Origin of the sequence: Enterobacter sp. NFIX58 (genome assembly GCF_900110475.1) — a bacterium.
GTDB classification, from domain to species: Bacteria; Pseudomonadota; Gammaproteobacteria; order Enterobacterales; family Enterobacteriaceae; genus Enterobacter; species Enterobacter quasiroggenkampii.
This window is the reverse complement of sequence record NZ_FODW01000005.1, coordinates 101,407-114,362: the sequence shown is the minus strand read 5'-3', so window position 1 is coordinate 114,362 and position 12,956 is coordinate 101,407. Positions and strand designations below refer to the sequence as shown.

The 12,956-nt window shown below is 61.2% G+C and carries 2 protein-coding genes; both read right to left on the bottom strand.

The window, feature by feature from the left end; genetic code table 11:
* Window positions 1-151: 151 nt before the first annotated feature.
* Window positions 152-532, bottom strand: a complete 381-nt coding sequence (locus BMW97_RS19235; RefSeq protein ID WP_227156939.1) for a DUF6911 family protein — start codon at window positions 530-532, stop codon at window positions 152-154.
* Window positions 522-12,947: a contact-dependent inhibition toxin CdiA gene (cdiA, locus tag BMW97_RS19230; protein ID WP_082087735.1), complete on the bottom strand. Its 12,426-nt coding sequence runs from the start codon at window positions 12,945-12,947 to the stop codon at window positions 522-524. The genes BMW97_RS19235 and cdiA overlap by 11 nt, the downstream gene beginning before the upstream one ends.
* Window positions 12,948-12,956 lie beyond the last annotated feature (9 nt).

Genomic DNA, 12,956 nt, shown 5'->3' with positions numbered 1-12,956 from the left:
CTGTTGTATTTTATGCCCAGGATTTTTGCGCTGTTAAGCGTTTTTGGGGCCACAGACGCTACCGCCCTGCCGTGACACAAGGTCTATCGCGCCACCATCATATAAGCAAACTACAGCATCACTGCGGACGCCGAAATCTTGGATTTATATTTCAATTAAGAAGTTCCTTTGATACATTGCCAGTATCGAAGAACTCCCTAAAGATCCTGACAACAAGATCATAATTTTTTGTAAGCTGACTTGCTGGCCAGTAATCTCCGAAAATTAACACTTTTTCATCTGGTTGTGTTAAATCAGTAATTGACATAACCTCATCATCTTCGTTCAAAAACGTAACCAGATAGAAACCTTTTTCCATTCTTACTTGTACTTCTGAGATTAAATAACCTTCGCAGTCTAATCTGTCGACGGTTACACAACCACTAAATAAACGAACTTTGGCTAATAAGTTAACAATATCTTCCCAGCAATCAGGCTTCTTCGTACCACCTTTTTGTGATATCGACCATGAAACAAGCAACCTATTCATCATTAGCTCCTTTTACGCGGAAGCCCTTTGTTCCTGACTGCCAATATAAGGTCCTACCAGTAGTTTCTTCAAATAATGTTAACGACTTAAGCCCTGATCTTTCAGCCATAATTTTTATATCGCTAAGACAGTATGAGCAAACTTTCTCCCCACTTACCGACATAAGCATATCTTTGCCGTTAGTCATTCCTTTTTCATAAGCTTGCTGAATTACACCTACCTCTGCATGAGCTGTTCCCATATTCCCATTGGGAAGGTTTTTATCCGGCCGCTTGTCTATCTTGGCCTGCACAACATCATTGATAAGCGTCGGTTTATTGAAATCAGCTAACTGTGAAGGTCTTATACCTTGGTTGGTGTCAGAAAACTTCACTCCATCCACATTTCCCCTGGCTACGACTTTTAGATTGGCATCAACAACTTTACTTAATTGTTTTGCCGCAGCAGAACCCAAAATTGGTGTTACCGAAGCCGCAATGATCTCCAGACCCTGCTTCGTTTCGGTGTAGCTTTCTGCGGTCTGACGATCAACCCCTTTGGTGACCATGAAATAGTTAATCATGGCATCTTTCACCTGCTGCTGATTCTGTGCATCAACACTAGTGATATCAAGGAGATTGACTATCTGCCCATACGCATCAGCGTACTGTTGGCTATATTTCGAGTTATAAGGGCCATCTTCATATCCCTCTTTTGTCGCAATGACTTTTAGTCTTGCACCTGCACACGCTGAGCTACCCGCATTACCATTACCGCAGGCATCAATAACGTCTTTATCGCTGGAAATATCTTTTTCAATCAACGCATCATATTTCTGCTGCGCCTTTTCGCGCTCTGCCGGATCTTTACTGTTTTTAAGCGTCTGTTTTGCTATCTCAAGCTCTGTCTTTTCAGACACGCTAAGATAGTTATTCTCCACCGCATTCTTCCCTGCACTGGCCCCAGTCGCCGCACCAGCCGTATTTCCCCCGGCAATCCCGCCAGCTATGCCCGCTGAAACAGATGCCAGCGTACTCACGGTCTGCTTCTGCTCTTCCGTCAGCTTCGACGGGTCTGTGTCCGGATAGAACTGTCTGGCGATAGCTGTCGCAATCAGTTCGCCGGATGCGGCTCCCACAGCGCCCGCTGCGGCACTGTTGCCCTGAAGGGCTGCGGTTACGCCGCCGAGGATGGCATGGGCAATCGCTTTTGCCGCCGTATCGTCATCAATGCCTGCATGATGGCCGATGATGTTCGCCAGCTCCGGTGCTGACGCGCCCGCCAGCGCCCCTCCGATATTGCCGCCCGCGAGTCCCTGCAGTGCTGCTGTGGCCGCCTGGATGCCGCGCTGCATGGCGCTGCCCGTACCATACTTTTCCTGCGTCTCTTTATATTCCGGCGTAGCACGCAGTTTCGCCAGATAATCCTGGCGCTCCTTTTCTGTCGCGTTAGCCGGAATATCACCGTATTTATCCTTTGCCGCCTTCAGCCCGTTCAGATCACCCTGCGTCCTGGCAATATCCGCCACCTGGCTGCCAATGTCGCTGATCATCCCAACTGCGTTCAGACGGTTCTGCTCTTTCTCCTTGTCGAAGATCGGGCTGATGCTGTCGTTGGCATGTTCGGTGTCGCGGCTCAGATCGGCCACGTCCTGCTTCTGGTTTGCCTTGTCGCGGATGGTGAGGGAGCCCTCCGCCACGGCGGCCTGCGTGGTGCCCTCCTTATGGCCTTTATTACCCGCAGCGGAGATCATGCCGCCCGGCAGGTTGCCCTGGAATTTATCCCCGAAGCTGCCGCCGCCGCTCAGGCTGATACCGGAGTGCGAGGTTTTAAAGTCCGCTTCGTTGTGGATATCGCTGAAGCCCAGCGTCCCGGTATCGAGGCTGTTTTTGTCCGGCGTGGCGGTAGAGGCGATAACCGCGCCATCAAGCTGGGTGTGATGCCCCACGGTGATGTCGAAGCCCCCGTCCCCGGCATACAGTCCTGTTTGTTCGGCCACCGAATCAAAGCGGCTCTTCATCTTGTCCTGGCTGGCGTTGATATAGCCTGAACCAGACATGGTGCCGAAGGTGAAGCTGCCCCCCGCCGCAACGCTGGTCTGCTTGCTGTCGTAGTCGCTGTTGTCCTGCTGGCTGCGCATCAGCAGGTCGTGACCAACGTCTGCCACGATTTTATTGCCGTTAACCTGGGCGCCATCAAGCACGGTGTCGTGCCCGCTTTTTAGGGTGACGTTTTTGCCGCTGTCGATGGTGGTTTCGGTCCAGTCGGTACCGTTGCCTTTATCCTTGCCGTGCGCGGCGTTAACGTTGGCAAACACGCTGATACCCGCGCCGTTGCCTCCGGCACCGATGCTTACCCCAATACCGCCACCGCTGCTGCTGTTCTTGCCGCTGGTTTTTTGGGTATTCGCCGCGCCGGACAGCAGAATGTCGTTCTGTGCATCCAGCGTGGTGTCGCCCCCGGCTTTCAGCTGGCTGCCCGCAATCACGATGTCGCCGCTGTTCGCGCCTTTGTTTTTACCGTTCGCGGTGATGGCAAGATTGTTGCCTGCGTTCAGCGTGCTGCCTGCCACCGCATCACTCTCAGCATGCTGCTGTGATTTCGACTTCTGGGTCGTCAGCGAGAGGCTCACACCCATTGCGTTCGGGTCACCGGTGGTTGCCGCCATATCCGCTGCCTGCCCGGCCTGCACGCCGGACAGCACCGTTTTGGTGGCCTGAAGGGCTTTCAGACGGCCATCACTTTGCTCTTTGGTCTCCTGCGCCGCGCTCACGGCATTGTTAATAGCGCTACCGACGGTGCCGGAGAGCGCCACGGTGAGCCCGCTTTTCTTCTGCTCGAAGGTTTCATCCCGGGTGCGCTTGTCGTGCCCCGGCTCGATGATGACGCTGTCGCCGCTGAGGCCTAAATCTTTCCCGGCGATAAGATCCGCGCCGCCGATGTGGGCCTGGTTTCCTGCAGAAATCGCGACGCTCCCCCCCGTCGAGCCCACCGTACTGAAACTCTGGCTCTGGGTGGTGCCCTTCTCACGGAGATCCTGGGTACTTTTGCTGCTGCCGATGGTGAAACCAATCCCGCCCGAGCCCATCAGGCCGGATTTTTTCTCTTCCTTAAAGCGCCAGGAGGTATCGCTATTCGTCGCTGCCACAATATCGACGTTGTTGCCCGCCTTAAGCTTCACGTCGCCGTCGCCCGCCACGGCGGATCCGTTCACCAGCAGGTTATTGCCCGCAACGACCTGCACGTTATCGCCGCTCAGCAATGAGCCGGATTCACGCGTCGCGCTGTTCTCCTCGATGGTGTGGGTGGTTTTCTTGCTCAGGAACCCTTTTTTGGTTTTGGTCTGCTCTTTGTAGTGATAATCGCTCTCGGTTGCGGTATTGAGATTGACGTCACGGCCCGCCGCCACGCCGATATCGCCCTTCGCCGTTACCTGCGCGGCTTCGGTGGTGACATCGCGCCCCGCGAGGATCTGGGTATTCGCCCCGCTGGCGATCTCGGTTCCCTGCTGGCGTACCGATTCGTTGATGACGGTTTTCTTGCCTGACTTATAGCTATCGCCCTGCGTGGTCTCTTCCGCCGCCAGATTCACGTCGCGACCCGCCTGCAGCCCGACGCTTTTCTCCGCTGCCAGCGCGGCGGCCTGAGCGTTGATATCCTGCCCGGCCTTCAGCACCAGGTTATCGCCTGCGGAAATCGTGGTGCGGTCGAGCCCGGTGCTGTGGGACTCGCTTTTCCCTTTATGGCTGCTTTCGCTGGTCTGTGCCGCGTTCAGATTGAGATCGTTGCCCGCGCTAAGCCCCGCGCTGCCGCCCGCCTTCAGGTCGCTGGCGGTCACGTCAAGGTTGTGCCCGGCGTTCACCAGCAGGTTGCCGCCCGCGGTGACGTTACTGCCCTGATAAGTAACGGACGAACGGCTGGTTTTCGCCCGGCTGGAGCTGAATGCGTCGTTGATCTGATTCGCGTTGACGGCAATATCGCCCCACGCGTTCAGCAGCATATCGCCGCCGGAGGCCAGGTTCGCCCCGGTGACGGTGATGTTTTTCCCCGCCTCAAGCGACAGGCCATCCTGTGCGGTAATAGACGCCGTGTTGCCCAGCAGGGTGTCTTTCAGGCCGATCTTGCCGTACTTCCCTCCGGCGTTGATATCAATCTGCTCAACCTGGGTCAGGTTGTTGATGCTGCCGTCCAGGCTCTCCAGCGCGACCGTTTTGCCGCTGATGGTGGAGCTGATGTTATTGATATCGCCGATGGCGCTCAGGTTCAGGTCGCCGCCCGCTTTCATCAGGCCGTTGTTGAGGTTGCTGATGCTGTTCTGGCTGTCGAGCGTCAGGCTGTTTTTCGCCAGCAGCGAACTGCCGCTGTTGGTGATGTCGCCGCCCTTCAGGGTAACGTTGTTACCCGCGATTACGCTGCCGTTATTGACGGTGACGTCCTTCGGTGACAGGTAGAGTTTCGGCACCATCACGGTTTCGCCGTTGACGGTTGCTTTCTCCCACCACAGCAGGCTGTGGTCGAGCGCGGCAATCTGAGCGGCGGTCAGCGAGACGCCAAACTGCAGGCCCAGCGACTGCTGCGCCGCCGCGGCGTTGTCCATCAGATAGCGCATCTGATCCAGATCGGAGCCGATGCCGTTCAGGTAACGGTTACCGGTCTGGTTGAGCACCACGTTGGAGACATAGCGGGTATCGAACGCTGCATCGCCGAGGAAGCGGTAGTCGTAATCCGGGTTCAGGTTGAGGCGGCCGAGCATATAGGACGAGCCGAGGAACTGCTTCTCGTCGGTAAACGCCAGCCGCGTCTCCTGCGGCGCCGTAGACGACGGTTTGACCCCGAGCATCGCGTTCAGGTCGGCAAACAGGGCGGGATCAAGCTGTCCGAGACCGTTCAGTTTCGGGTTGATGCTGATCAGGTACGGGCTTTTCGGGTTGTCGGAGAAGACAAAATAGCCGTTGTTGCCCGACGGCAGCGGGTAAGCGCTGGTATCGACGCGCTGTCCCTGATAATGCCCGACGGCGCCGCCCTGAGCGGTTCTGAGATCGGCGGTGGTGACCCCGGCGTTCGCCAGTGCGCCCAGCTGGCCGAGGTTCGCGTTGCCTTTCTGCGTGGTGCCAATGTTGCTGAGAGGCGTGCCGGACGCGCCGCCGTTTTCCAGCGCGCCGCCGCCGTTAAGCTGCTGTAGCGCACCCTGGAGCTGATCGTTCCACTGCGGCGAGTTCACCGCCACGGTGCCGGTCGTGTTCAGCCCCTGTTTTTGCACGCCGCTGCCGACGCTCTGGTTGCTGAGGGTGTTCAGCGACGGCGCAGGTATCGAATGGCTTATTCCACCGCCATTCGAGGTCGTCGCCGTATTGCTGATATTACTGGTAAAATTCGCCGTGACCTGACCGCCGGCCTGAATCACCGCACGGAGGGCTTGATCGGTGGTATGGGTTTCATACTGAGGTGCGCCATCCAGCGTATAAGTCACACGACGGTTGTTATCGTTGCCGGAGGCGGGACTTCCTTTTAGGCTGGATACCTTGCCTGTTTTCCCACTAAAACGATAGACTTTGTATTCATCCTCAGAATAACCAAACCAGGACTGGTTATTCAGGCTGTTGCCGGAAAGGTTCATCCCATTCCCGGCAAGTAAATAACCGGCACGGTTATTCAGCGTGGCAGCATTGATAGCCAGATCTCGGTTGGCGGCGATGCGCGCAACACCACCTGTTGCGGTGACATTGACCACAGTCGATCCTACCAGATAACGTTGTACAGCCCCACTTGGCATGGGTGCGACAACGGATGTGGCTCCTCCCCCACCGAAACTGTTTATGATCGTGTAGATATAACCCCACTCATCGGGGGGCAGGTCTGTGACTTTTACACTAATGGAGGTCGCGCCGCTTGCAGCAGGGCTGCCCGTCGCGGCCTGATAGCTGCGGGTTTCACTGATCCCCTCGCGCTCATTCAACAGGCTTCCTGTCCTGATCGTAATATCACCATTCTGCGTCTCAATATTCCCCGACGTGTTCACCACCTGGCTGTTCGCATTTCCCGCCGCATCCCGCTGCATCCACAGGTTGTTCCCCGCCATGATGTCGCCGCGCTGGTTGGTGATGCTGTCGGCAAACAGCGCCAGATTATTCGCCGCGTACAGCAGCGCGGTGTTGACGATAGCGCCCGGCGCGCTCAGGGTCAGCGAGCCGCGCGTGCCGGTGAAGCCGTCCACGGTAATATTGCTCCGGCTGGCCACGGTGATGTCACCTCCGCCCTGCACCGAGCCCGCGCCGTTCAGCGCCACGCTGCTGCCGGAAAGCGTACTCGCGCCGCCGCCAGTGGTGATTTGTCCGTTGTTGCTGAGCTGCCCGCCCGCGTTCAGGTTGACCGCCTGCCCCTGCAGCACACTGCGGTTATCGATGTCGCCGCCGCTGTTGATGGTGAGGGTTCTGCCTGCCGCCACAGCGGTTCTGCTGGTAAACGCGTTCGTCAGCTGCAGCGTTAAGTCCCCCAGGGACACCAGCTGGCCGGTAAGGTCCAGCCCCCGGCTTTGCAGCCACAGGTTGCCGCCGCTCAGCAGCCTGCCGCCCGCGCTCTGGGTTACCTGGTCCGCGCCAATATTCAGCTGCGTGTTGCCGAGCAGCGTGCCGCTGTTGTTCAGCTGGCTGTAGTTAACCGTCAGCTGTCCCGCCTGGGTGGTGCCCTGGCTGGCGAAATTGGTGCCGGTCAGGGTGGCGCGATCGGCCACCCACGTGCCGCCGTTGGTAGCGTTTGCCGCATTCAGGATCAGGTCGGTGGCCTGCAGCCAGCCGGTGCCCGTGAACTGCGGCGTGCCGAGCGTCAGGCGTGCGCCGGAAAGCAGCCTGCCGTCGTTACGCGCCTGCGAGGAGGCGGTCACGCGCGTCTCGCCGCCGCCCTGGATCAGGCCGTAGTTAAACAGCGCGGGCGTGGTCAGCGTCAGCGCATCGCGGCTGACGATTTCGCCTCCGCTGTTGTTGGTCAGCGTCCCGCTGAGGGCCAGCGTCGCGCCGTTATCGCCCTGCAGACGTCCGTTGTTGGTGAGCGCCCCGGTGGTGATGCCGAGCGTGCCCCCCTGCACTTTGCCGTCGCTGGTTACGGAGGTCGCCGTAATGTTCAGCGCCCCGCCGGACAGCAGGGTGCCGCCAGACTGCTGGCTGACCGCGCCGGTCTGGCTGAGGGTCAGGCCATTCACGCCGCTGATGGCGCCGCTGTTGCTGAGCGTTCCACCTGTCAGCGTCAGGTTTTTCGCCGCCCACTGGCCCTGGTTCGCCAGCGTCGCGGCCTGCAGCGTCGCCGCACCCAGCGCGGTGATCCTGCTGCCTGCGGTTCCGGTGAGCGTATCGGCCAGCGTCATCTGCAGCGCGTCGGCGCTCTGCACCGCGCCGCTGTTGGTGAGCGACCGGGCGTTAAGCAGGATGTTCTGTGCCTGCCAGCTGCCGGCGTTGGTCACCGCGCCGGACGCAATCGTCAGAGTACCCTGGGTGAGAAGCTTACCGCCTGCGCCGTTGATCAGCTCCTGCTGAGGCGCGGCCATCGCCATGCGCGCCATCAGCCGCTGCTGCCCCTGAACGGTCAGGCTCTGCAGACCGGTTAAGGTGCCTTGGTTGTTAATGCTGTTCTGATGCAGCGCGAGGGTGTTCCCCTGCACGGTGCCGCTGTTTTTAAGCGTGCTGCCGCCCAGTGTCACATCGCCCTCGCTGAGGAGCTGCCCGCGGTTATCCAGCGTTTGTGCGGTGATATCCGTCCTACCCTGGCTCATCAGCGAGCCGGTTGAGGTCAGCGTGCCGCCGGTTGTGGCCGTCAGCGTTCCCTGGCTGAGCAGAGACCCGCCGTGCGTCCAGTCGCTGGCGCGGATGTCCGCGCCGTTCCCCTGCAGCGTGCCCTGCGTGGTCAGTTGGCCTGCATCCAGCGTCAGCATGCCGCCGGAGAGGGTGCGCGAGGCCGCGCCCGTGGTCAGCGTGGTTCCGGTGAGCGCCAGGCCATTCGTTCCCTGCATCAGCCCGCCGTTGTTCATATCGCGGGCAGTGAGGGACAGCGTACCGCCCGTGATGCGCCCCGGGTTCGCCAGGGTATCCGCGGTGAAGGCGGTCGTGCCGCCGCTCTGCAGCAGCCCGGTATTCGTTAACGCCCCGCTGAGCGTGCCGCTGAGTCCCATCTGCCCGTTCACCGTGCCGCTGTTGGTGAGGGTGGTGCCGGTCATGCCCAGCGTCGCGCCCTGCAGCGTACCGGCGTTGGTCAGCTGTCCGCCCGTCAGCGTGAAGCCGCCGCCGGAGAGCCATTTACCGTTCAGCTCGTTGATAAAGCGGTCGGCGGTGGCGTTAACCGCGTTGCTGCCCTGCATTAGGCCGCTGTTGCGCAGCTCAGTACCGCCTGCTATCAGCGTTTTGCCCGCCACCGTGCCGCTGCTGGTCAGCGTCGTCGCGTTAAGCACGGCATCGTCGGTGGCAACGATGTTCCCCGTGTTGGTCAGGGCATTGCTCATGCCCAAATCCAGGCTCTGCGCCTGAATATCGCCCCGGTTCGTCAGGTCGCTGCCCCGCAGGGTGAACCCGCCCTTCACCAGCAACAGGCCGGCGTTATCGAGCGTGTCGAGGGATAAGTTCAGAGGACTGCTGCTCACCAGCTGCCCGGTGGCGCCGTTGCTCAGCGCGCGGGTGGTCAGCACCAGCGAGTCGTTGCCCTGAAGAATCCCGGTGTTGTTCAGCTGCGCAGCCTTCACAGTGAGGGCTTTCCCGGCCAGCTGGCCGTCGTTGAACAGCTGCGCCGCCGTCAGCGTGAACAGATTCTGGCTGAGCAGGGCACCCGTGTTATCCAGCCTGCCGGTTGCGGAAAGCGTCAGGGCGTCCAGCGTCTGAACGCTGCCCTGGTTATTCAGGCTCCCGGCGTCAAGCGTCGCACTGCGCCCCTGAAGGCTGCCCGCGTTGCTGAGGGTTTGTCCGCTCAGCGTCAGGGTCTCGCCGCCCGTCACCTGGCCCTGAGGCTGGTTCGTGAAGGTGTTCCCGGACCAGGCCAGCGTGCTGCTGCCCTGAAGCAGGCCGCTGTTCTGCAGGTCGCCCCGCAGGGTCAGCACTTTCGCCAGCAACTGGCCACGGTTATCGGTCCTGTCGGCCTGGACATCCAGCACCTGCTGGCTGAGCACCTTACCGCTGTTGGTCAGCGTGCCGGTTACCGCCGCCGTCACGCCCGTTTCCCCCAGCGCGTTACCGGTGTTCATCCACTCACCGGTGGCGAGGTTCAGGGTGTTGCCCTGCAGCAGCCCGGCGTTGTTCAGGGTGGTGTGGTGCAGGGCGAGCGCGCCACCGGAGAGCAGCATGCCCGCCTGCTGGTTGCTGAGCTGTGCCCCGGTCGTCGTCAGGGAGTGTGTCCCCTGCAGCGTGCCGCCGTTGGTCACCGACGCGCTGTTAAACTGCGCGTCGGTACCGGCCATCAGCCCGCTGTTCGTCAGGCTGGCGGTGGTCAGCGTCAGGCCGTTCCGGGCAATCACTCGCCCGTCGGCATCGTTGCTGGCCTGTCGGGTCAGGTTCAGCAGCAGCGCGGTGGCGCTGAGCTCGCCGCTGTTGGCCAGCGTTTCACCGCCGAGCGTCAGCGTTCCGCTGCTGCGCAGCGCGCCACGGTTAGTGAGGTCTGCCACGCCGAGCGTCAGCGCCGAGTCCCCCTCGACGGTGCCCTGGTTTTGCAGGCTGTTCGCCGTGATGTGCAGGTCGCTGGCCGCAATATTGCCCGCGTTAGCAAACGCAGTGCCGTTCAGGGTGAGCCGGTCGTCCGCCAGCAGGCGTCCGGTATCGGTGTTGGTCAGGCTGAAGTAGTCGCTGCTCAGGCTGACGCCGTTGATTTCACCCTGGTTTGTCAGCGTGTCGCCCCGGAGGCGCAATGTGCCGTCAGTGGTGATAAGCCCGCTGTTAGACAGCACCGGAATGTTCAGCGTTAAATCATGCGTGCTGTAGACCGATCCGCCCGCGAGGTTTGTGAGTGACCTGGTCTTCAGGCCGAGCAGGGTGGTCCCCTGCAGCAGTCCGCTGTTCTCCACCGAGGCAGCATCCAGCGCCAGCGTACCGGCAACCAGCGTACCGCTGTTGGTGATGCGTTCAGGAGCCGTCAGGGTCATGCGATCCGCTTTTGCGACGCCGGACTGGTGGATGTTCTGTCCGCTGAGCGCGATGGTGCTGGCGGTAAGCTCTCCGCCGCTGGTCAGGTCGCCGGTCGCGTTAAAACTCAGCGCGTTACCGGTGGATTTCCCGGCGTGCGCAATCGTGCCCGCCGTCACCGACAGAGCCCCCTTCGCCGCCTGCGTGCCGTTCAGCGCGGCATTCTTCGCCTGCAGGGTAAGCCCCTGCCCGCTCTGCAGATGCGCATCCTGGCCGGTGGTCAGGTCGCCGGTGCTGACGGTTAATGCCCCCGCCGCGTCCGTCTGCCCGTTCAGGCTGGCGCTGCGGGTCGCGGTAATCTGAACATTGCCCTGACTGGTGGTACGGGACGCCTGACCGCTGGTCAGGGTGCCGGTCTGCGCCGTCAGCGCCGTCGCGCCGGACAGGGTGCCATTCTGTTCAAGCGCGTCTGCCGTCACGCTCATCGCCCCGTCAGCCAGCAAGCTGCCGCTGTTACGCAGGGTCTGCTGCGCCGTGACGTTTGCATTGCCCTTCGCGCTCAGCGTGCCCCGCTGTTCCAGGGTACCGGTGCTTAGCGCCAGGTTGCCGGCGCTCTGCAGGGTACCGCTGTTAGTGACCGTCTGCCCCTTCAGGGTGACGTCGTTACCCTGCACCGTGCCGCCGTTTGTCAGCTCTCCTGCGTTCACGTCAAGGTGGCCTTTCGCTGCCAGCTGGCCGCTGTTGGACACCCTGTTGCCGGAGAGGGCAATGTCGCGCCCCGCATTCACCTGCCCCTGATTACTGACGGAGCTGCCCGTCAGGCGGACATCGCCCGTGGCATCGGCCCGGCTCTGGCCGTCCATCACCAGCTGTCCGCCGCTCAGGGCCAGATTATCTCCTGCCGAGACCGCACTGGCCGTGGATGACAGCGTGCCGCCGCTGCTGAGGGTCGCGCGGGTATCGCTACCGCTGCGGGTATTCGTCAGCGTGATATCTTTCCCGGCCGCCACGCTGAGCGCGCCTTTGCTGGTGACGCTGCCGCCGCGCTGCGTCAGGCTGCCGTCGGTGGACAGCGTGGTGTCGGCCTGGCCTGTCAGCGTCGCATCCGCAAGCGCTGTGCCCTGTTTGCTCGTGACGGTTAGCGCCCCGCCCTGTGCCGACACGCCGCCGCCGTTTACGGTCAGGGTATCTTTACTGTCCAGCGTCGCCGCGCCGCGGGAGACCAGGGAGGTATTGCTGAGCGTCATCCCCTGCCCGCTGCTCACCGACAGCGCGCCCGCGCTGTTTGTCCCGCCGCCCGTCGTCTGCACTTTCCCCGCAGCGGAAAGGCGCATATCGCCCTGGCTGGCGAGCGTGCTGTTATTGAGTTCCACATCCTGCGAGCTGGTCACATTCAGCGCGCCCCCGGCCTGATGGCTGCCGTTGAGGACCACTCCCGCGCCATTCGCGGTAATCGAGCCGCTGGCCAGGCTGTTCGTGACCGTCAGTTTCCCGCCCGCATCCAGCTGAATATCGCCCTGGCGCGCGGTGAGGTTGCCGAGGTTCACCCCCACGCCCGTCTCGCTGGAGACCAGGCGGATACGGTTGGCATACATCCCGCCGAGCGCGCCGGTATCCACGGCCACCACGGGCGCGGCGCCCTCACCGGCAATCGGTTTGACGCTGCCGTCTGCGCCCACGCGGTTCGCCCCTGCCGTTACCGTCAGGTCGTTCGCATGTATCGCGGCGTTCACTTCCGTCGCGCGCGCAATAATCGACAGCGCGTCGCTCTTGCTGGCATCCAGCCCCTGGCCTTCAACCGTGATGGCGCCTTTCGTCACCTCCAGCGCCTGCAGGTTACCGCTGGCGTCGAACTGCGGTTTCCCCGTGGTCAGGGTGACGTTCGGGGTGTTGATAAATCCGCACCCGTTACAGGTAATGCCGTACGGGTTGGCCACCATGACGTTTGCTGCTTTACCGGCGACTTCCGTGTAGCCCTGCAGCTGCGAGCGGCTGGCGCCCGTGACTTCGTTGATAATGCCTTTCGCTTCCCGCCCGGCCTGCAGGTTGGGGTTGTTCTGGATAAGCCCGCCCAGCTGGGTCTGGGTTAAACGGTCCGTACCGTTGTTGAGGATAAGCCCCTCTTTGCCGACGTTATACTCACCGAACTGGTTATGCGAGATACCCGCCCCGTTGGGCGTGGCGATGTTGACGACCGGCACCCCGTTCCCCGCCCGATCGACCGTGGTCTGCCCGGTCGGCGTCAGCGCCGCCGCGACGGCAGGTGCCATCGGCTGCCAGACCATTAAGCCGCAGACAATCCAGCTGATCAGACGCTGCGAGAAACGAACGGGTGGGTGACGGGTATCCATAGTCGTAGA

What these genes read in the sequence shown, in the direction of transcription:
- cdiA (WP_082087735.1), bottom strand. Translation starts at nt 12,947, where the DNA reads ATGGATACCCGTCACCCACCCGTTCGTTTCTCGCAGCGTCTGATCAGC.
- BMW97_RS19235 (WP_227156939.1), bottom strand. Translation starts at nt 532, where the DNA reads ATGATGAATAGGTTGCTTGTTTCATGGTCGATATCACAAAAAGGTGGT.